The sequence below is a fragment of the Luteibacter sp. UNCMF331Sha3.1 genome (assembly GCF_900109915.1).
Classification (GTDB): domain Bacteria; phylum Pseudomonadota; class Gammaproteobacteria; order Xanthomonadales; family Rhodanobacteraceae; genus Luteibacter.
Map to the genome: position 1 here is coordinate 928,825 of NZ_FOBU01000001.1, position 21,342 is coordinate 950,166.

Sequence of the window (21,342 nt, forward strand, 5' to 3'; positions counted from 1 at the left end):
GGGCGACGTGCCATCGTGCGGTGGGGTTGGCGATTCTGCTAAGTTGGCGGCCTTTCGAACGGACAAGACCGAACCTGTGACGTCACGCATCAGCATCCTGCCTAAACGCCGCCTGCTGGCGACCGCCGTCGCCCTCTTCATTTCGGGCGGCGCCCTGGAGGTTTCGGCCCAAACCGCGCCGACACAGGGCGAAGCGCGAGCCAACGTACCCGTCGCGGCAGAGACATGCCCGCTCGGCTCGTTCGTCTGCCCGCCGCGGCCGGTCAGCTACGCGCTGTGCCGCCCGAACGCGATGCTCGACTTCTACGATCCTTCGATCACGAAGGACACGTCGCTGCGCGAGACGTCCGTCACCGACATCACGTCGAACATCAACGGCACCACGGGCGTGAAGGTCGAATCGCCGGAGCCGGACCTCTACCACCTGACCAGCGGCGTGCGCCTCGTGCGTGGCGACCAGGTGCTGCAAGCCGAGGATGCGACATACAACGCCGACTCCACGGCCTACGACGCCAAGGGCAACGTGCGCTATCAGGAGGCCGGCATGCTCCTGCGCGCCGACCGCATCACGGGCACGACAACGCCGAACCAGGGCGACGCGTACGGCGTCACGTACCAGTTGCTCCAGTCGCGAGGCAACGGCGTGGCGGATCACGCCAAGGTGCTCGACCCGCAGCATGGGCGGTTCACCGACGCCACCTACTCCACCTGCGACGTCGGCAGCCGGCAGTGGGAATTCCGCGCGAAGAAGATGAACCTGAACAAGGAAACAGGCGTCGGCGAAGCGCGCAGCGCCACCATGCGCTACCGCGGCGTGCCCTTCCTTTACCTGCCGTACTTCACGTTCCCGCTGGACGACCGCCGCAAGAGCGGCTTCCTCTACCCGACCTTCGGCACGTCGAGCCGCTCGGGCACGTTCCTCAACCTGCCCTATTACCTGAACCTCGCGCCGAACTACGACGCGACGATCACGCCGGGTTACTACAGCGACCGCGGCGCGATGCTGGGTGGCGAGTTCCGCTACCTGCTGCCCCGCTCGAACGGCACGGTCGACTTCCAGTACATGGCACACGACAAGGGGCCGGACGAAGACGAAAGCGGCACCAGCGATCGCGACGGTTCGAAGCAGCGCTGGCTGTTGCAGCTGACCAACTCCACCACGATCGCGAAGGGCTGGAATTTCTCGGCCAACATCAATCGCGTGTCGGACAACCAGTATTTCCGCGACTTCAGCAACGATCTGTACAACTCGGCCATCGGCCTGCTGTCGTCCAGCGCGTATGTGAGCACGGGCGGCAAGTACTGGAGCGCGGCGATCGGCGCGGACGATTACCAGAACGTCGATGCGGGCCTGCCGAACTCCGTCGAGCCGTACCGCCGCTGGCCGCGCGCCGTGTTCAATCTGGATGCGCCGCTGAACAGCTGGCTCGACGCCGGCATCGACACGGAGGCCGTCGCCTTCCGCAAGACCGACCGCGCGCCGTTCAATCCCCTCTCGGGGGGCCAGGGACAGGTCGACGGCAATCGCATCGATCTGGCACCTTATCTCTCGGCCGACTTTTCGGGCGCCTCCTGGTTCGTCCGGCCGCGCGTGGAATATCGCTACACCGCCTACCGGCTCCAGTCGGATTACCAGCGGTTCAATTTCCCGGAGCAGAGCCCGTCGCGCAGCGTGCCGATCACGAGCGTCGATGCCGGCCTCATCTTCGACCGCCAGACGAGCCTCTTCGGCAACAGCTATACGCAGACGCTCGAACCGCGGATCTACTACCTGTACGTGCCTTACCGGAATCAGAACAACCTGCCGGCCTTCGACACCAACGTGATGTCGTTCGATTTCTGGCAGCTGTTCTCGACCAACCGGTTCTCCGGCGCCGATCGCCAGCAGGACGCGAACAACCTCACCGCGGCACTGACGACGCGCCTGCTCGACGACAACGGTGTGGAGCGACTGTCGGCCAGCATCGGACAGATCAAGTACTTCAGCGACCAGAAGGTCCAGATGTTCGGCACGCCGCAGACCGACTTCGAACGCTCGGACTACGTGGCCCAGCTGGGCATCCGCTTCAACGACAAGTGGCGCCTGAACAGCTCGTACCAGTGGAATCCCAACAAGGTCCAGAGCCCCTTCAGGAACTCGGACGGCGAGATCTTCTTCCAGGGCCGCGACACCGACCTGGCGACCGTCCAGGTCCAGCGCCGTATCAAGGGCGACGGCATCCTGAACTTCTCGTACCGTTACCGTCGTAACGTGATGGAACAATTCGACACTTCGGTGGTCTTTCCGGTGTCCGAGCGCTGGCGCGCACTGGCGCGATGGGTCTTCGCCCGCCGCGACGTGCTTCCGAACCAGTTCGGGCAGCCGACCTTCACGTTCTCCCACCGCACCCTGGAGGCCGCGGCGGGCATCGAGTACAACAGCTGTTGCGTCGCGATCCGCGTCCTCGGGCGGCATTACGTGCACGACTACCTCCGCGCCACGGACAACGCCATCATGTTCGAGGTCGAATTCAAGGGTGTCGGCTCGCTCAACCCCCAATCGGGCCAGTACCTGCGGCGTGCTATCCTTGGCTATCAATAAGTGGGGCAGGCGCCCCGGGCTCCCTATTCGATGAAGCAGATCCTCGCGTACTCCGTGCTCGCCGCCTCCATCCTGGTGGCGGTGCCTGCCGCCCACGCCCAGCTCATGCCGTCGGCCCAGCCGACAGCGGGCAAGATGGACATCGGCGACGGCTCGATCGACCGCATCGTCGCGGTCGTGGAAGAGGACGTCATCCTGCAGAGCGAGCTGAACGAGGCCATCAACGCCATCGTCCGCCAGTACGCCGCGAACCCGGGCCAGCTGCCGCCCAAGGACGTCCTGGCCCGCCAGGTGCTCGACCGCCTCATCCTGATGAAGCTGCAGGTCCAGCGCGCGAACGACCAGAACATCCACGTGACCGATCAGGAGATCGATTCCGCGGCCGCCAACGTGGCGCAGCAGAACAAGATGAGCCTCGATCAGCTGCGTGGCGCGGTCGAGCAGGACGGTTACAGCTATGCGGCGTTCCGCCAGCAGCTTTCCGACCAGATCATCGCCCAGCGCCTGCACGAGAGCGTCGTGCGCGACCAGGTCACGGTCACCGACGCAGAAGTGAACAACCTGCTCGCCAGCCCCTCCTACAAGGCGGGCGAGGTCCACCTGGCGCATATCCAGGTCGGCACGCCGGCCGACGCCAGCGCCGATGCCATCGCCCAGGCTCAGGCCAAGGCGGAGGAAGCCGTGAAGGCGGTCAAGGGCGGCATGGATTTCAACGCCGCGGCCATCCGCTACTCCGACGCGCCCGACGCGCTCGATGGCGGCGACCTCGGCTGGCGCCGTCTCGACGAAGTGCCGCCGGCCTTCGCCGAGGCCGTGTCGTCGCTGAAGGCCGGCGAGACCACGCCGATCCTTCGCGGTCCGACCGGCTTCCAGGTCCTGAAGCTGATCGAAACCCGTCAGCCGGGCCGTCAGGTCGTCACCGAATACCACGCGCGCCAGATCCTCATCAAGCCGTCCGAGGTCGTCACCCCCGAGCAGGCCGAAAAGAAGGCGCAGGATCTCTACACGCGCATCGTCGACAAGCACGAAGACTTCGCCAAGCTCGCGAAGGACGATTCGAAGGACAACACCACCGCGAACGTCGGCGGTGACATGGGCTGGTTCCAGAAGGACGCCTGGGGACAGGCGATCGCCACCCAGATCGAAGCCCTGAAGGACGACGAAGTCGGCAAGCCGTTCCAGACCGATGCCGGCTGGATCGTGATGCAGCGCCTCGGCGCCCGCCAGAGCGACGTCACCGAAGAATCGCAGCGCAACCAGGCCCGCCAGGCCATCGGTACGCGCAAGGCCGACGAGGCTTACGAAAACTACCTGCGCGAGCTCCGCTCGACGTCGTTCGTGGACATCCGCGTGCCGGAACTCCGCGATCCGGACGACAAGCAGGCGTCGGCCACGCCGTAACGGCCATGGATACGCCCACCCTGCCACGGCTCGCCGTCACCGCCGGTGAGCCTGCCGGGGTCGGGCCCGAACTCCTCGCCCGGCTCGCCGCGAGCGACGTGGCGGCCGATCTCGTGGCCGTCACCGATCGCGACCTCCTCGCCCGCGCCGCATCGGCCTGCGGCCTGGTCCTCGATATCGTCGACGACGACGGCACGCGCATCGCCACGCGCCCGGCCGGCCGGATCCGTATCCGGCACGTCGCGCTCGGCGCGACCGAACGTTTCGGCGAACCCGATCCTCGCAACGCGCGGCACGTGCTCGCGATGCTGGCCCTCGCGGCCGATGGCTGCCTTGCGGGCGACTTCGACGCGGTCGTCACCGGCCCCGTCCAGAAATCCAGCATCAACGAGGGCGGCGTCGCCTTCATCGGTCACACCGAATTCTTCGCCGAACGCGCCGCGGCCGATGTCGTGATGATGCTCGCGAGTCCCGAGCTGCGGGTCACGCTCGCCACCACGCACCTGCCGCTGTCCGCCGTGCCCGCGGCGGTCACCCCCGCCCTGCTCGAACGCACGCTGCGCATCGTGGCCGGGTCGCTGAGCTCGCACTTCGGCATCGCGCGTCCGCGCATCGCGGTGCTCGGCCTGAACCCGCATGCCGGCGAAGGCGGTCACATGGGCAGGGAAGAGATCGACACGATCATTCCGCTGCTCGACCGCCTCCGCGACGACGGCATGGATCTGCTCGGCCCCCTGCCGGCCGATACCGCCTTCGTGCCGGCCATGCGCGCACGCTACGACGCGGTCCTGGCGATGTATCACGACCAGGCTCTGCCCGTACTCAAGAGCGAAGCATTCGACCGCACGGTCAACGTGACGCTCGGCCTTCCTTTCATTCGCACCTCGGTCGACCACGGCACGGCGCTGGACCTCGCGGGCACCGGCAAGGCGGATCCCGCCAGCCTGTTCGCGGCCACGCGGCTCGCCATCGACCTCGCCCGGCATCGCATCACCACATGAACGCACGCCCCAAGAAGAGTTTCGGCCAGCACTTCCTCCACGAGAAGCGCTACATCGAGCGCATCGTCTCGTCCATCGCACCGAAGGATGGCGACACCGTCGTCGAGATCGGCCCCGGCGAGGGTGCCATGACCCTCCCCCTGCTGGCGGTGGCGAAGACGATGACGGCGATCGAACTCGATACCGACCTCATCCCCGCCCTGCAGGAACGCGCGAACGCCATCGGCGAGCTGCGCATCGTGCACTCGGATGTGCTCAAGGTCGATTTCGGCGCGCTGGCCCGCGAGCTGGGCGCGGAGAAACTGCGCATCGCCGGCAACCTGCCCTATTACATTTCGAGCCCCATCCTGTTCCATTGCGTCGACCACGCGTCGGCCATCCAGGACATGCACTTCATGCTGCAGAAGGAGGTGGTGGACCGCATGGCCGCCGAGCCCGGCAGCAAGGTGTACGGTCGGCTCAGCGTGATGCTCCAGCTCGCCTGCAAGGTCACGCCGCTCTTCACGGTGCCTCCGGGGGCCTTCCGTCCGCCGCCGAAGGTCGACTCGGCCGTCGTCCGCCTCGTTCCGCTGCCGCCCGGGCAGCTGCCGGACGCGGCTCCCGAGAAGATCCACCGGGTGGTGAAGGCGGCCTTCGCGATGCGCCGCAAGACGCTCTCGAACACCCTCAAGGGGCTCCTGGACGAAACCACCATCCGCGACCTCGGCATCGACCCGCGCGCCCGCGCGGAGACGCTCGCACCGCTGGACTTCGTGAAACTCGCAAACGCCATGTGAAGGGGGATACGGGCATACTTGCCCGCCCCCTCCCCGTCCCCGACAATCGGCGTATGAACTCCAAATCCCCCTACACGATCAACGTGGAGGTCGAAACCCGATTCGTTCCCGACCAATCGCAGCCGACCGACAACCGCTACGTCTTCGCGTACACGATCACACTGCATAACGCCGGTGCGACGGGCGCGCAACTGCTGACGCGCCACTGGGTCATCACGGATGCGAACGGCAAGGTCGATGAAGTCCGCGGCGAAGGCGTCGTTGGCGAGCAGCCCTGGATGCGCCCCGGCGAATCGTTCGAATACACCTCGGGCGCCGTGCTCGAGACCGCGGTGGGTACCATGCAGGGCACCTACAGCATGATCGCCGACGACGGAACGCAGTTCGACGCGCCCATTCCGGCTTTTGTTCTTTCGATCCCGCGCACGCTCCACTAGGATCGACTAATGGATAGTGCGCACGCCGGGAACGGCATCACGGAGCAACAGAACTGATGGCCGTCTACGCGATCGGCGACGTTCAGGGTTGCTACCCCGAACTCCAGCGCATGCTGGAAAAGATTCGTTTCGACCCGGCCAGCGATCGGCTCTGGTTCTGCGGCGACCTGGTGAACCGCGGTGGCGAATCGCTCGCCACGCTGCGACTGATTCACTCGTTGCGAGATCAGGCCGTCATCACGCTGGGCAACCACGACCTCTCGCTGCTGGCCATCGGCCAGCGTCGTGAAGACGCGCAGGCGCGCGTCAATCCCGAGCTGCGCGAAGTGCTGTTCGCCGACGACGCGCCTGTGCTGCTCGAGTGGCTGCGCATGCAGAAGCTCCTGCACCATGACGAGGAACTCGGCTGGACGATGATCCACGCGGGACTCGCGCCGCTGTGGACGCTGCGTCAGGCGCAGCGTGCCGCGCTCGAAGTGGAGCGCGAACTCGGCGGCCCGCGTCATCAGCGCCTGCTCAAGAACCTGTTCGGCAATCGCCCGCCGGGCTGGAACAACCGGCTGCAAGGCGTCGAGCGCCACCGCGCCACCATCAACACGCTGACGCGGATGCGCTACTGCGACGTCAACGGTCGCATCGACTTCGAAGGCAAAGGCGTTCCGGGCACGCAGAAGCCCGGCATGTACCCGTGGTTCGAAGTGCCCGGCATGCGTCGGCGTGAAACGAAGATCGTCTGCGGCCACTGGTCGGCGCTCGGTCGCTTCGCAGGGCTTGGCGTCTTCGCCATCGATACCGGATGCGTCTGGGGCGGGCAGCTCACCGCGCTGCGCCTCGACAGCGAAGAGCCGCAGTACGTCACGGTGCAAGCCGAATCGTTCCGGCAGAAGCCCAAGGGCGGCGGCGACTGAGCCGGCTTCTGCAGGAGCAAAAAAAACCCGCCTTTCGGCGGGTTTTTCGTATCAGCTGAGCTGACCGTGGCAGTGCTTGAACTTCTTGCCCGAACCGCAGGGGCAGGCGTCGTTGCGACCGACCTTGGGGCCATCGCTCACCACAGGCGCCACGACGTTGTCCGCCGCCGTGCCGTCGCCGCCTTGCCCGATCATCTGGGCGTCGGCATGCTGGAACTGCAGGCGCTGGGCTTCGGCCTGACGCTGCTGCTCGGCTTCCATCGCGGCGACTTCTTCTTCGCTGCGGACACGGATGCGCGCCAGCATCTGCACGACTTCCGCCTTGATGCGATCGAGCATTTCCGAGAACAGCTCGAACGACTCGCGCTTGAACTCCTGCTTCGGCTGCTTCTGCGCATAACCGCGCAGGTAGATGCCCTGGCGCAGGTAATCCATGCTGGCGAGGTGTTCCTTCCACGCGTTGTCGACCACCGAAAGCATCACGTGCTTCTCGAGCGAACGCATGGTCTCGGCGCCGACCTGGGTTTCCTTCTCCACGAACATCGCATCGACCGATGCGCGCACGTGCTCGAGGATGCGCTCGGCGTCGACATCCTTCTGGCCTTCGACCCAATGCGGCAGGTCGAGGCGGAGGTTGAGTTCGCTCGCGATCTCGCGGTCGAGGCCCGGGATGTCCCATTGGTCGTCGATGCTGTCGGCTGGCACGTACTTGCGCACCAGCGCATCCACGACGTCCTGGCGGATGTCGCCGATCATGTCGGAGATGTCTTCCGCCTCGAGCAGCTCGTCGCGCTGCGCGTAGATCACCTTGCGCTGGTCGTTCGCGACGTCGTCGAAGTCGAGGAGGTTCTTGCGGATGTCGAAGTTGTGCTGCTCGACCTTGCGCTGGACCTTTTCGATCTGACGCGAGATGAGGCGATCTTCCAGCGCCTCGTCTTCCTTCATGCCGAACATCTGCATCCAGCGGCCGATACGCTCGCCGCCGAAGATGCGCATCAGGTTGTCCTGAAGCGACAGGTAGAAGCGCGAGGAACCCGGATCGCCCTGGCGCCCCGAACGACCACGCAGCTGGTTGTCGATGCGGCGCGATTCATGACGCTCGGTGCCGATGATGTGCAGGCCGCCGGCGGCGAGTACCTGCTCGTGGCGCTGTTTCCACTCCGCACGCACCTTCTGCCTGTCGGCGTCGGACGCACCCTCGGGCAACGCGGCGAGTGCGGCGTCGAGGCTGCCGCCCAGCACGATGTCGGTACCGCGACCGGCCATGTTCGTGGCGATGGTCACCGAGCCCGGCGCACCGGCCTGCGCCACGATGTGCGCTTCGCGCTCGTGCTGCTTCGCGTTGAGCACCTCGTGCGGGATGCGCTCCTGGCGCAGCAGATTCGACACGAGCTCCGAGACGTCGATCGACGCCGTACCCACCAGCACCGGCTGGCCGCGCTCGTAGCAGGCCTTGATGTCGGCGATGACGGCCTTGTACTTGGCATCCGGACCGAGGAACACGGAATCCGGATTGTCGACGCGGACCATCGGCTTGTGCGTGGGAATCACCACGACTTCCAGGCCGTATACCGACTGGAACTCGTAGGCTTCCGTATCCGCCGTACCGGTCATGCCGGCCAGCTTCTTGTACATGCGGAACAGATTCTGGAACGTCACCGTCGCCAGCGTCTGGTTCTCGCGCTGGATGGGAACGCCTTCCTTCGCCTCGACCGCCTGGTGCAGACCATCGGACCAGCGACGGCCCGCGAGCGTGCGGCCGGTGAATTCGTCGACGATGATGACTTCGCCGTCGCGCACGATGTAATCGACGTCGCGCTGGTAGATCGCGTTGGCGCGAAGCGCCGCGTTCATGTGGTGCACGACCGCGAGATTCTTCGAGTCGTACAGACCGCTGTCGGGCTCGATGACGCCGGCCTCGCGGAGCAGTTGCTCGGCGTGCTCCATGCCCTCTTCGGACATGTGCACCTGCTTCTGCTTCTCGTCGACGAGGTAATCGCCGGGGCCGTCTTCCTTCTCCTGACGGATCAGGCGCGGCACGACCTTGTTCACCGCGATGTAGAGCTGCGGGGAATCTTCGGCCGGCCCGGAGATGATCAGCGGCGTACGGGCTTCGTCGATGAGGATGGAATCGACTTCATCGACGATGGCGTAATGCAGGCCGCGCTGGTTGCGCTGCTCCTTGCTGAGCGCCATGTTGTCGCGCAGGTAATCGAAACCGAACTCGTTGTTGGTGCCGTACGTGATGTCGGCGCGGTATGCCGCGTGCTTGTCGGCGTGGTCCATGCCCGGATACACGACACCGACCGTGAGGCCGAGGAAGTTGTAGAGCGTGCCCATCTGCGCCGAGTCGCGACGCGCCAGGTAGTCGTTGACGGTGACGACGTGGACGCCCTTGCCTTCCAGCGCGTTGAGGTACACCGGCAGCGTTCCGACGAGGGTCTTGCCCTCGCCCGTGCGCATTTCGGCGATACGACCACCGTGCAGCACCATGCCGCCGATCATCTGGACGTCGTAGTGGCGCATGCCGAGCACGCGCTTGGCGCCCTCGCGGGTTACCGCGAACGCTTCGGGCAGCAGCTTGTCGAGCGACTCGCCCGCCGCGAGACGCTGGCGGAACTCTTCGGTCTTGCCACGCAGGGCGTCGTCGGAAAGCTTTTCGAACTCCGGCTCGAGAGCGTTGATGCGCTTGACCGTCTTGGAGAGGTCGCGCAGCACACGCTCGTTACGGCTGCCGAAAATACTCGTCAGGGCACGATTGAACATCGATCATCCGGATCTGGTACGAAAAGGGTTGCCGGAAGGCCATGGCCGGCCGGCACGAAGGGACGATCATACTACGGGCGTCCCCGGCTTTCCTCGGGGTGGCGGCGCGGGCCCGAGGATTCAACCCCGTTCAGCGATGGCTCTTCACGTAGGCCAGCGGATTGACCACGCGATCGTGGAACCAGACCTCGAAATGCACGTGCGAGCCCGTCGAACGGCCGGTGGAGCCGGCCTTCGCGATCACGTCGCCCACGCGGACGCGCTGGCCCGGCGTCGCCACGATGGCGCTGTTGTGGGCGTAGCGGGTCATGTAGCCATTGCCGTGGTCGATTTCGACGACATCGCCATAGCCGCTGCGCTGACCTGCAAAGGTGACCATGCCCTCGGCCACGGCGGTCACCGGCGTACCTTTCGGCGCGGCGATGTCGATGCCGGTGTGGCGAGCAGCGTGCCCGCTGAACGGATCGGGGCGCCCACCGAAATACGACGAGATATAGCCATTCACCGGCATGCCGGTGGGCCGCAGGCTGGACTCGATGTTTCGGTCCGTGAGCATGTCCCGCAGGGCTTCGAGCTGGGCCTGCTGGCTGTCGAACTGCGTGGAGAGCGACGCGATGCTCTTGTCGAGCGCGGCCGGCAACGCGTACGCCGACGCCTCGGGCGTGGTCGCCACTTCCGGGCCGCCCTGACCGGGCTCTTCGTCGAAGTCGAACTCGCCGTCGTCGAGCTTGCCGACCTGGGTCAGGCGTTCTCCGAGTGCATTGAGACGCACGGACTGGGCCTGCAACTGCCCGAGCTTCACGGCAAGGGCGTCGAGATCGCGCTGCGCCTGACGCTTCACCTCGGCCACCCGGGCGTCCTGGTCGCCGACCTGGCGCTCGAGGCTGCCGATGGTGCCCAGCGCGCGCGCTTTCGGACCGGCGACCGCGAGCGCGACACCCGCGCCGAGCGCGGCGATGCCGACGAAACCGGCAAGGGCGAATGCCACGGCCTTGCAGCGTAGCCGCCGACAGGTCAGGTCGAGCGTTTTGGGCCCTTTCAGGCCGCGAGATACAAGTATGATCTGCATACGTTCCACATCGAATAAGTTCAAAGCCGGTCCATGCCACCGCCGCCCAAGCCTCCCCGCCGATCGACGAACGGACTGACATCCGTCGCCGACTTCGGGCCCGTCGCCTCGCTGGCCCAGAGAGCCCGCGAACTCGACCGGCTTGATCGCCAGCTGCGCGCGACACTGCCCTCGCCGCTGCGTGATCAGGTCCGCTTCGCGGACCTGCGCGACGGCAGGCTCGTCTTCCTTGCGCCCTCGTCGGCTTGGGCCTCGCGGGTGCGCCTTTACCAGACGCAGATCCTCGAAGCTGCCCGCGCCCTCGGCGCGTCGGCCCACTCGGTTGCCGTGAAAGTGGCCCCCCTGCCGCCAGAGGAAGTCATCCCCGACTGGCATAAACCGCTTTCCGCCTCGGCCGCCCGCCACTTGCGCGCCGCCGCTGCGTCACTCTCCGACCCCACGTTGCGGGATCTGTTCCTCAACTTGGCCAATCAGGCCGAAAAATCAGATTAATCCTATAGTTGCCAAAGCCTCATCGGGTCCGTCAGTACCCACGGATCATGAGACCGGCGAACTTTATAGCACGCGTCAACCGCGCGAGCACCGAAAATGCACGTAAATTTCATGGGCCATCGCCCGGGCTCGGCTGCGCCATCGCAGCGGCTCGGGGGGGCGAGGCAGGGGAGCCGAGGTGCGTCGCCTCCCTCGCTAAGTCCTCGTCCGGCCTTCGCCTCCCTGCGGAATCGCTCAGCAGACGACGCACCCCGACTCCCACCGAGCACCGTGACGACGAAAGCATAGGGCTGAGGCGCTCCCGGCCACTGTCTCGCCGATGCGGGAAGCCCGCCAGCGCGCGAATGGGTGGACCGCCAGCGGGCTTCCCACAAGAGCGATGCCCGCGAGCCTTCCTGTGGGAGCGGCCTTGGCCGCGATGGGTGCTTGCCACGAGCACCCATCGCGGCCAAGGCCGCTCCCACATGGGCTCGCCGAATAGTGGCTGCTGCACGAGGCGGCAAAGCAGCGCCGCTGCCACGCCCCCTTCGCCACGCCCGCGTCACAACGCGAGGGCGCAGCCGAGCAAGCAACAAAAAGGCCGCGATCGCTCGCGGCCTTTCCGTATCGAGGCGACCCGCCGCAGCGGGCCGTGCCTTACACCGCCTGGGCGGGGTGGGCGTAGGAAATCGGCGCCTTGGCCGGATCCTTGAAGCTGACCTCTTCCCACGCGCTGACGTCGGCCATCAGGCTGCGGAGCAGCTTGTTGTTGAGCTCGTGACCCGACTTGTGCGCGGAGTACGCGCCGATCAGGCTGTGGCCCAGCATGTAGATGTCGCCGATGGCGTCGAGGATCTTGTGCTTGACGAACTCGTTGTCGTAACGGAGGCCGTCTTCGTTGAGCACGCGGTAGTCGTCGAGCACCACGGCGTTGTCCATCGAGCCGCCGAGCGTCAGGTTACGCTCGCGGAGCATTTCGATGTCGCGCATGAAACCGAAGGTGCGGGCACGGCTGACTTCCTTGACGAACGACGTCGTCGAGAAATCCATCTCGGCCTGCGAATTGCGCTTGTTGAAGAGCGGATGATCGAATTCGACGGAGAAGCCGACCTTGAAGCCGTCGAACGGCTCGAGCTTGGCCCACTTGTCGCCGTCCTGCACGATCACCGGCTTCTTGATGCGGATGAAACGCTTCGCGGCGTCCTGCTCCTCGATACCGGCGGACTGGATCAGGAACACGAACGGACCCGCGCTGCCGTCCATGATGGGCACTTCCGGCGCGGAGAGGTCGACGTACGCGTTGTCGATGCCGAGACCGGCCATCGCCGAGAGCAGATGCTCAACCGTCGAGACGCGCACGTCGCCATGGATCAGCGTGGTGGACAGACGCGTGTCGCCCACGTTTTCCGGACGAGACTTGAGCTCGACCGGCGGATTGAGGTCGGTACGGCGGAACACGATGCCCGTGTTCGGCGCCGCCGGGCGAAGCGTCATGTACACCTTGTCGCCGGTATGGAGACCGACGCCCGTGGCGCGAATGATGTTCTTGAGCGTGCGCTGCTTGATCATGTTGGGTCAAACCTTGTTGGCAGCAGCCTAAAGTAACCGACATGCTAACACAGTCTTAACCTCGGAATAAACAAACCAGACAGTACAGTTGATGATTCCTTTCACCATCCCTTCAGCATCGCCTGCGAGACGTTCTCATCTGACGTGCGACTGAAAACCGGTACGGGTCAAGCACTTGCAAGTAATTGATATCACTTGAAGCTTTCCTTCAGGGGACACGGAGGTGCTCCGCCGCCCGGACGGGAGCGGCGGCGGAACACCTGTCGATCCTCGCGTCCTGCAGGATCGTCCGCACGTTTTCCTTAACGTGCCCTGGCGTGTCTTCTCGTCAGTCGGCCTGGCGACGCAGGAAGGCCGGGATGTCGAGGTAGTCGATCGCCGGCTCCGCACCCTTCTGCGGCTGTGCCGGTTCGGTACGTACCGACGCGACGACGTCGGACTGCGCGTAATCGACCACTTCGTTGCCCGTACCGGTGCGCAGCACGACCGGACGCGGACGCTGGCGCATCTCGACCTGCTGCTGCACCGGCTGGCGGATCGGCTGCTTCGCCGCGACGCCGCGGTTCAGGCCCGTCGCCACCACGGTGACGCGGACGTCGTCCTGCATGTCCGGGTCGAGCGAGGTGCCGATCACGACGGTCGCGTCTTCCGAGGCGAAGTCGTGGATGACGCGGCCGATCTCGTCGAACTCGCGCATGGTGAGGTTCGGGCCGGCCGTCACGTTGACCAAGATGCCGCAGGCACCGGCCAGGTTGACGTCTTCGAGCAGCGGGTTGTTGATCGCCGCTTCCGCGGCGGCCTGGGCGCGATCGTCGCCGCGAGCGGTGCCCGAGCCCATCATCGCCATGCCCATTTCGCTCATGACGGTGCGGACGTCGGCGAAGTCGACGTTGATCAGGCCCGGGGCCGTGATCAGGTCGGCGATGCCCTGGACCGCGCCCTGGAGCACGTCGTTGGCCGCCTTGAACGCGTTCAGGAGCGTCACTTCACGACCGAGCACCGACAGCAGCTTCTCGTTCGGCACGGTGATCAGTGAATCGACGTGCTGGGAGAGGTCTTCGATACCCTTCAGCGCCACCTGCATGCGGCGACGGCCTTCGAACGGGAACGGCTTGGTCACGACCGCGACGGTCAGGATGCCCTTCTCCTTCGCGAGCTGCGCCACGACCGGCGCCGCGCCGGTGCCCGTGCCACCGCCCATGCCGGCGGTGATGAACACCATGTCGGCGCCTTCGAGCATTTCTTCGATACGCTCGCGATCCTCGAGCGCGGCCTGACGGCCGACTTCCGGATTCGCGCCGGCGCCGAGACCCTTGGTGACGTTACCGCCCAGCTGCAGGTGCGTGCGCGAGCCGCAGCTCTTCATCGCCTGCGCGTCGGTGTTGGCGACGACGAACTCGACGCCTTCGATATTGGAGTTGACCATGTGGGCCACGGCGTTGCCGCCGCCACCACCCACGCCGATGACCTTGATGACCGCATTCGGTGCCAGTTTTTCGATCAGTTCGAACATTTCCCGTCCTCCGCAGAACTTTTGGTTTTTTTTGGTTTATGTCCCGAGTCCGACTCCTGTCGGCCGCGGGTTGCGGGCCTTCCTCTTGCCCCGGCGCCCCCCTTCCGTCGGGCACCGTCTATCCGGTTGAAGCGAAACTCAGAAATTCTTGGTGAACCAGCTCCGGAACTTCTCCACCACGCTGCCAACGTTGCCGCCGACCGACGATCCCGCGTGTCGCGCGCCGCCGCTCGACCGCGAGCCGTGCAGCAGCAGGCCCACGCCTGTCGAGTGCAGCTCGCTGGACACGACGTCGCCCAGGCCCGAGACGTGTTGCGGCACGCCGATGCGAACCATCTTGTGGAAGATTTCCTCGGCCAGCTCCAGCGCGCCTTCCATGCGCGAGGCGCCACCCGTCAGCACGATGCCCGCGGCGACGAGGCTTTCGTATCCCGAGCGGCGCAGTTCGTCCTGCACCATCTCGAAGATTTCCTCGTAGCGCGCCTGCACCGACTGCGCGAGCGCCTGCCGCGCGAGACGGCGCGGCGGTCGATCGCCGACGCTCGGCACCTGGATGGTTTCTTCCGCGTGGGCGAGCTGGGCGAGCGCACACGCGTATTTGATTTTGATCTCTTCCGCGTGAGCGGTTGGTGTGTGCACGCCGTACGCGATGTCGTTCGTCACCTGATCGCCGCCGACCGGCAGCGACTTCGTGTAACGGATCGCACCCTGCGTGTAGATGGCGATGTCCGTCGTGCCCGCGCCGATGTCGACAAGGCATACGCCGAGCTCGAGCTCGTCTTCCGTGAGCACGGCCTTCGCGCTCGCCACTGCCGCGGGCACGAGTTCGTCGACCGAGAGGCCGCAGCGCTGGATGCACTTGGAGATGTTCTGCACCGCGCTGGCCGCGCCGGTGACGAGATGCACGCTGGCTTCGAGGCGCACGCCGCTCATGCCCACCGGATGGCGGATGCCGTCCTGGCCGTCGATGCGGTATTCCTGCGATTCCTTGTAGAGCACCTTCCGGTCGGCCGGAATCGCGACCGCGCTGGCGGCCTCGAGCACCTGGTCGAGATCGGCGGCCATTACCTCGCGGTCGCGGATCGCCGCGGTGCCGTGCGAGTTGCGTGTTTCGAGGTGGCTGCCCGAAATCGACGCATAGACCGAGCGGATGTCGCAGCCGGCCATCAGCTCGGCTTCTTCCACCGCGCGCTGGATCGAATGCACCGTCGATTCGATGTCGACCACGGAGCCGCGCTTCATGCCGCGCGACACGTGCGTGCCTATGCCGATCACTTCGATGGCTTCGCCGGGCTCGTACTCGCCGACGATGGCGACGACCTTCGACGTTCCGATGTCGAGGCCGACGACGAGCTGTTTGTCGTTCTTGTTTCTCATGGTTTAGCTCAGGTTCCGACCTTGGGTGTGGCCGTGGTTTCCGGTTCCGGCCACCGGATGGCGAATCCGTTGGTGTAACGCAGGTCGGCATAGGCGAAACCGCCGTGCCGGCCCGCGACGAGTTGCGGGTAGACGTCGAGGAAGCGCGCGAGACGGCGGTCCGCCTGGTCGCGATCGCCGATCACGATCTCCGCGCCGCTGTCGGTCGTGGCGCTCCAGCTGCCGCGGTCGCTCAGGGTGACGCCGACGATCGACAGGCCGGTGCGGCCTTCGAACGACTTGCGCGCTTGCGCGTAGAAACTGACCACTTCGGCGAGTCGCGAGTCCGGACCGCGCAGCCGCGGCAGGTCGCCCATCTGATCGGCGCCCGGCGCATCGAACACGAGGCCCTGGCGGCTGATGAGGCGGTCCTCGTTCCAGCGCGCGAACGGCTGGCGTTCGTAGATGCGGACGAGCAGCGTGTCCGGCCAGCGCTTGCGCACTTCGACGGATTCGACCCATGGCAGCGAGCCGATGGACTTGCGCACGTCTTCGAGGTCGGTGGCGAAGAAGCCCTTGCCGAGGCGCGGCAGCACGGCGCTGCGGATCTGTTCGGCGCTGACGTGCGCGAACTCCGCTTCGACCTTGAGCTGCGTCACCGGCCAGCGGCCGGCGGCGAACCAGCCCTGCATCACGCCGACCACGGGCAACGCCACCAACGTGATGGCGATACCCCAGGCGACGATCCGCGTGGCGGCGGCTCCCTTCATGCCTTCGCGCCCTCCCGCTGCATCGAGGTTTCGAGGACGCGCCAGCACAGGGCCTGGTAATCGAGGCCCGCGACGGCGGCGGCTTTCGGCACGAGCGAATGCGAGGTCATGCCCGGCGCGGTGTTCACTTCGAGCAGCCAGTTCCTGCCGTGACGGTCGCGCATCACGTCGACGCGACCCCAGCCGAAGCAGTCGAGCGCGTCGAAGGCGCGCAGCGCGAGTGCGCGCATGTCGTCTTCGGCGGCGCCCGCGAGGCCCGGTACGATGTACTGCGTGTCCTCGGCGACGTACTTCGCGTTGTAATCGTAGTAGGCGCTGTTGGGGACGATCTTGATCGTGGGAAGCACCTCGCGGCCGAGCACGCCGACGGTGAACTCGCCACCTTCGACTGCATCGCCTTCGATGAGCGTCTCCATCAGCAGGTCGCCCGGATAACGGCGTGCGAGTTCCACGGCGGCATCGAGGCCCGCTTCGTCGAACACGCGCGTGATGCCGACGCTGGAACCTTCCCATGCCGGCTTCACGATCAGCGGAAAGCCGATCTCGCGAGCGGCGGCGTGCACGTCGGCGCCGCGCGGCAGCGCCTTGAACTTCGGCGTGGGCAGGCCGAGCGCGATCCACACCTGCTTGGCGCGTACCTTGTCCAGCGACAGGGCCGAACCCAGCACACCCGAGCCCGTGTAGGGAATGCCAAGCGACTGCAGCGCGCCCTGGAGCTCGCCGTTCTCGCCACCCGCGCCATGAAGGATGTTGAACACGCGCGCGAAGTGGCCGGCGCGCACCGCGTCGAGCAGCGCGGGGATGCCATCGATCGCGTGGGCGTCGACGCCGGCGGCGCGCAGTGCCTCGAGCACGCCGTGGCCGGAATTGAGCGAAACCTCGCGCTCCGCGGAGTTTCCGCCCATGACCACGGCCACGCGACCGAAGTCGGCGGCATCGGTGACCAGGCGCGGGAAACGGGTGGTGCTCATCGGGTGGGGGTCCTCAGGTTGCCGGCGTTCGCCAGCTCGATGGCCGCCGCGCCGATGTCGCCGGCGCCGAGCAGCAGGATCAGGTCGCCGTCGCGAGCCAGCGCGGACAGCGTGGCGCGAAGGTCGCGCGGGTGGTCGACCAGTACGGGGTCGGTCTTGCCGCGCGCGCGGATGGCGCGGGCCAGCGACTTGCCGTCGGCACCCGCGATCGGCGCTTCGCCGGCGGGATAGACCTCGGTCAGCACCAGCACGTCGACCTCGGCCAGCACGTTGGCGAAATCGTCGAGCAGATCGCGCGTGCGGCTGTAGCGATGCGGCTGGAACGCGACCACGAGGCGGCGGTCCGACCAGCCGCCACGCGCGGCGGCGAACACGGCCGCGAGCTCGCGCGGGTGATGGCCGTAGTCGTCGACGAGCAGCGCGCTGCCCTGGTCGAGGGCGATCTCGCCACGACGGTGGAAGCGACGACCGACGCCTTCGAAGCGCGCGAGGGCGCGGGCGATCGCCTCGGCGTCGACGCCGAGCTGCCAGCCGACCGCGGCCGCGGCCAGCGCGTTCTGCACGTTGTGGCGGCCCGGCAGGTTCAGCGTCACCGGCAGCGTGTCCGCCATGCCCGGGAGGTGCAGGTCGAAATGCATCTCGAAGCCGATCTGGCGCACGTTCGACGCGGAGACGTCGGCACCGGGCTTGTCGATGCCGTAGGTGAGCATGCGGCGCGAGGTGTCCTGCGCCAGCAGGGCCGTCTCCTCGTCGTCGATGCACAGCACCGCCATGCCATAGAACGGCAGGCGATGCAGGAAATCGCGGAAGGCCTTCTTCACCTGCGCGAAATCGTTGTTGTAGTTCTCGAGGTGGTCGGCGTCGATGTTGGTGACGACCGCGATCACCGGCGAGAGCATCAGGAACGAACCGTCGGACTCGTCGGCTTCCGCGACGAGGTACTGGCCCGTGCCGAGGCGCGCGTTCGCGCCGGCGGCGTTGAGCTGGCCGCCGATCACGAACGTGGGATCGTAATCGGCCTCGGCGAGCACGCTCGCGACGAGGCTGGTGGTGGTGGTCTTGCCGTGCGTTCCCGCGATCGCGATACCGCGACGGAAGCGCATCAGCTCGCCGAGCATTTCCGCGCGCGGAACCACCGGGATGCGCGCCGCATGCGCGGCGACCAGTTCCGGGTTGTCGGCGCGGATGGCGCTCGACGTGACGATGACGTCGGCGCCATCGACGTTGGACGCCTCGTGGCCGACGTGGATCTCGATACCGAGTCCGGCGAGGCGGTCGGTCGTCGTCGTCGACGCGCGATCCGAGCCGGAGACGCTGTAACCGAGGTTGCACAGCACCTCGGCGATACCGCTCATGCCGACGCCGCCCACGCCGATGAAATGGACACGGCGGAACGAGGTCATGAAATCTTCGTGGGAACGCAAACGACCGGGCGTCATGCGGAAACCTCCATGCAATGACGTGCAATCGTTGCTGCGGCGTCGGGCTTGGCCAGCGTGCGGGACGCGTTGGCCGCGGAAAGGATGTGCTGGCGATCCAGCATCATGTCGAACAGGAGCAGGCCGAGCGCGCCGTGGCCGCCGGGTCCGTTGAGCAGCGCGTCGGTGACGAGGCGCGCGCCACCGGCATCGACCATCGCGCGCGCGTTCGCGGTCTGGTGGTCGTCGACGGCATGCGGGAACGGCACCAGCGCCGCTTCGAGCCCGGCGGCGCAAAGCTCGGCCACCGTGAGCGCGCCGGCGCGGCAGACCACGACGTCGGCCCACGCGTAGGCACCGGCCATGTCCTCGATGAAGGGGACGATGGTCGCGGCCACGCCGGCTTCGGTATACGCGGCGTTGGCTTCCTCGAGCCCGCGCTCGCCGGTCTGGTGAACCACTTCCGGATCGAGCTGATCGAGATCCGGCTGCGCACGCCAGTGCGCGAGGGCCTTGGGAATGGCGAGATTGAGCGTGCGGGCACCCAGGCTGCCGCCGAGCACGAGCAGGCGCGGCCGGCCATCGCGACCGGCGAAGCGCTCGGCGGGCGACGGCAGCGCGGCGATCCGTGCGCGCACGGGGTTACCGACCCATTCGCCGTGCGGCAGCACGTTCGGGAAGCCGGTGAGCACGCGCTTCGCGAATCCCGCGAGCTTGCGGTTGGTGAAGCCCGCGACGGCGTTCTGTTCGTGCACCACCAGCGGAATGCCCGCGAGCCGCGCCGCGACGCCTGCCGGACCGGCGACGTAACCACCCATCGACAGCACGCAGCGCGGACGCAGCTTGCGCAGCAGCTTCAGCGATGCGAGGAGCGCCCGCACGAGCATCACCGGCGCCATCAGTCGAGTCGCCAGACCCTTGCCACGCAGGCCACCCACCGCGATCGTGTGCAGGTCGAGACCGTGCGCCGGCACCACGCGCGTTTCCATGCCGCCCTCGGCACCCAGCCAGGCGACGGGCACGCCGCGCGAGCGCAATTCGTCCGCGACCGCGAGACCGGGGAAGATGTGGCCGCCGGTACCGCCGGCCATGATCAGCACCGGGCCGCTCATGCGATACCTCCCGCCGGCGCGGCGGAATCCGGCACGGCATTGGCCGGCAGGCGCACCGCCGTCTGGCGCGCGTCTTCGGCGCGATTGATTTCGAAGGTCGCGCGCAGCAGCACGCCGACCATCGCGCAGGTCATCAGCACCGACGAACCGCCCGAGCTGATCAGCGGCAGGGTCAGGCCCTTGGTCGGCAGCACGCCGAGGTTCACGCCGATCGAGACCATCGCCTGGAAGCCCATCATCAGCGAGATGCCGTAGGCCACGTAGCCCGAGAAACGATGGCCCAGCTCGACGCCCTTCAGCCCGATGTACAGGCCGCGGCCCACCAGCACGACGTAGAGGAAGATCACGAGCATGATGCCGGCGAGGCCAAGCTCTTCGGCCAGCACCGCGAGAATGAAGTCGGTATGCGCTTCCGGCAGGTAGAACAGCTTCTGCACGCTGGAGCCGAGGCCGACGCCCGTCCACTCGCCGCGACCGACGGCGATCAGCGCCTGGGTCAGCTGGAAACCGTCGTTGAACGGGTCCTTCCACGGATCGAGGAACGAGGTGAGTCGCTTGATGCGGTAATCCTCGGCCGTCGCGGCATAGATCAGCGCGGGCACCAGCGGCGTGCCGAGCAGCAGGAGGTTGCGCATGCGCGCACCGGCCAGCCACACCATGCCGACGGTCGTGGCGACGACGAGGGCGGCCGAACCGAAGTCGGGCTGCGCGAGCAGCAGCAACACGATGAAACCGGCCACGGCGACGGGTTTGACCACGCCGAACAGCTCGTATTCCACGCCTTCGCGGTGGCGCACGAGATAGCTGGCCAGGTACGCCACGAGGATCAGCTTCACGGCTTCGACGGGCTGGAAGCTCGTGACCAGCAGGTTCACCCAGCGGCGCGCGCCGTTGATGCGCATGCCGAACACGGGCAGGAACACCATCAGCAGCATGATGATGCCGAGGAGCAGCAGCAGGAAGCTGTGCTTCTCGAGCGTCTTCAGTTCGGTGCGCATCGCCGCGCCCGCGAGGCAGGCACCCAGCACGAGGAACACGAGGTGGCGCTTCAGGTAATAGAACGCGCCCTGATGCGAACCGTCGGCGACGGCGATGGAGCTGGAGGTGACCATCACCACGCCCAGCGCCGCGAGCGACAGCGCGGCCACGAGCAACGGGAGGTCGAAGCTCCCCCGTGGGCCCTGACGGCGTTTCGCCTGCTTGTTGCCGAGACCGAACATGAT

Annotated in this window: 17 protein-coding genes; 7 read left to right on the forward strand and 10 right to left on the reverse strand. The window is 66.6% G+C overall.

What is annotated here, in order from left to right; all coding sequences use genetic code 11:
* The first annotated feature begins 76 nt into the window (after positions 1-76).
* From lptD to BMX32_RS04165, 6 genes are read left to right on the forward strand one after another with little or no spacing between them, the layout of a single operon-like run.
* Complete coding sequence (lptD, locus tag BMX32_RS04140; protein ID WP_244511401.1) at positions 77-2,581, forward strand: LPS-assembly protein LptD; 2,505 nt, start codon at positions 77-79, stop codon at positions 2,579-2,581.
* 30 nt (positions 2,582-2,611) lie between these two features.
* A complete protein-coding gene (locus BMX32_RS04145) occupies positions 2,612-3,982 on the forward strand; it encodes a peptidylprolyl isomerase (protein ID WP_089974831.1) in 1,371 nt (456 codons plus the stop codon).
* Positions 3,983-3,987: 5 nt separating this feature from the next.
* The gene (pdxA, locus tag BMX32_RS04150) at positions 3,988-4,983 is read left to right on the forward strand and encodes a 4-hydroxythreonine-4-phosphate dehydrogenase PdxA (protein ID WP_089974834.1); all 996 of its coding nucleotides are present in this window, start codon (positions 3,988-3,990) and stop codon (positions 4,981-4,983) included.
* Positions 4,980-5,759, forward strand: coding sequence for a 16S rRNA (adenine(1518)-N(6)/adenine(1519)-N(6))-dimethyltransferase RsmA (gene rsmA, locus BMX32_RS04155; RefSeq protein ID WP_089974837.1), 780 nt, complete (start codon positions 4,980-4,982; stop codon positions 5,757-5,759). Before pdxA ends, rsmA begins: the two co-directional genes overlap by 4 nt.
* A gap of 53 nt (positions 5,760-5,812) precedes the next feature.
* Complete coding sequence (gene apaG / locus BMX32_RS04160; RefSeq protein ID WP_089974840.1) at positions 5,813-6,196, forward strand: Co2+/Mg2+ efflux protein ApaG; 384 nt, start codon at positions 5,813-5,815, stop codon at positions 6,194-6,196.
* Positions 6,197-6,252: 56 nt separating this feature from the next.
* Positions 6,253-7,104 (forward strand): symmetrical bis(5'-nucleosyl)-tetraphosphatase, encoded by an 852-nt coding sequence (locus tag BMX32_RS04165; protein ID WP_089974842.1) that lies wholly within the window; start codon positions 6,253-6,255, stop codon positions 7,102-7,104.
* A 51-nt stretch (positions 7,105-7,155) separates the two neighbouring features.
* Here the strand turns inward: BMX32_RS04165 and secA are convergent, their stop codons facing one another.
* Together secA and BMX32_RS04175 are read right to left on the reverse strand one after the other, a co-directional pair.
* On the reverse strand, positions 7,156-9,870 hold the full coding sequence (secA, locus tag BMX32_RS04170; protein ID WP_089974844.1) for a preprotein translocase subunit SecA: 2,715 nt from the start codon (positions 9,868-9,870) through the stop codon (positions 7,156-7,158).
* A 130-nt stretch (positions 9,871-10,000) separates the two neighbouring features.
* A complete protein-coding gene (locus BMX32_RS04175) occupies positions 10,001-10,858 on the reverse strand; it encodes a M23 family metallopeptidase (protein ID WP_244511402.1) in 858 nt (285 codons plus the stop codon).
* A gap of 114 nt (positions 10,859-10,972) precedes the next feature.
* Here BMX32_RS04175 and BMX32_RS04180 point away from each other — a divergent pair, with 114 nt between their 5' ends.
* Entirely contained in the window at positions 10,973-11,431 is a 459-nt protein-coding gene (locus tag BMX32_RS04180) for a DciA family protein (RefSeq protein ID WP_089974848.1), read from the forward strand.
* A 636-nt stretch (positions 11,432-12,067) separates the two neighbouring features.
* Here BMX32_RS04180 and lpxC read toward each other — a convergent pair.
* The 8 genes from lpxC to ftsW all read right to left on the reverse strand — a co-directional run bounded on the left by lpxC (position 12,068) and on the right by ftsW (position 21,339).
* Positions 12,068-12,979 (reverse strand): UDP-3-O-acyl-N-acetylglucosamine deacetylase, encoded by a 912-nt coding sequence (gene lpxC, locus BMX32_RS04185; RefSeq protein ID WP_089974851.1) that lies wholly within the window; start codon positions 12,977-12,979, stop codon positions 12,068-12,070.
* A 328-nt stretch (positions 12,980-13,307) separates the two neighbouring features.
* On the reverse strand, positions 13,308-14,492 hold the full coding sequence (gene ftsZ, locus BMX32_RS04190) for a cell division protein FtsZ (RefSeq protein ID WP_089974854.1): 1,185 nt from the start codon (positions 14,490-14,492) through the stop codon (positions 13,308-13,310).
* A gap of 138 nt (positions 14,493-14,630) precedes the next feature.
* The gene (ftsA, locus tag BMX32_RS04195; protein ID WP_089974857.1) at positions 14,631-15,869 is read right to left on the reverse strand and encodes a cell division protein FtsA; all 1,239 of its coding nucleotides are present in this window, start codon (positions 15,867-15,869) and stop codon (positions 14,631-14,633) included.
* An 8-nt stretch (positions 15,870-15,877) separates the two neighbouring features.
* A complete protein-coding gene (locus BMX32_RS04200; RefSeq protein WP_089974862.1) occupies positions 15,878-16,618 on the reverse strand; it encodes a cell division protein FtsQ/DivIB in 741 nt (246 codons plus the stop codon).
* The gene (locus BMX32_RS04205) at positions 16,615-17,589 is read right to left on the reverse strand and encodes a D-alanine--D-alanine ligase (protein WP_089974865.1); all 975 of its coding nucleotides are present in this window, start codon (positions 17,587-17,589) and stop codon (positions 16,615-16,617) included. The genes BMX32_RS04200 and BMX32_RS04205 overlap by 4 nt, the downstream gene beginning before the upstream one ends.
* Positions 17,586-19,028 (reverse strand): UDP-N-acetylmuramate--L-alanine ligase, encoded by a 1,443-nt coding sequence (gene murC, locus BMX32_RS04210; protein ID WP_089974868.1) that lies wholly within the window; start codon positions 19,026-19,028, stop codon positions 17,586-17,588. Before murC ends, BMX32_RS04205 begins: the two co-directional genes overlap by 4 nt.
* Entirely contained in the window at positions 19,025-20,119 is a 1,095-nt protein-coding gene (murG, locus tag BMX32_RS04215) for an undecaprenyldiphospho-muramoylpentapeptide beta-N-acetylglucosaminyltransferase (RefSeq protein WP_089974871.1), read from the reverse strand. The genes murC and murG overlap by 4 nt, the downstream gene beginning before the upstream one ends.
* Positions 20,116-21,339 (reverse strand): putative lipid II flippase FtsW, encoded by a 1,224-nt coding sequence (ftsW, locus tag BMX32_RS04220; RefSeq protein WP_089974874.1) that lies wholly within the window; start codon positions 21,337-21,339, stop codon positions 20,116-20,118. Before ftsW ends, murG begins: the two co-directional genes overlap by 4 nt.
* Positions 21,340-21,342: the final 3 nt, after the last annotated feature.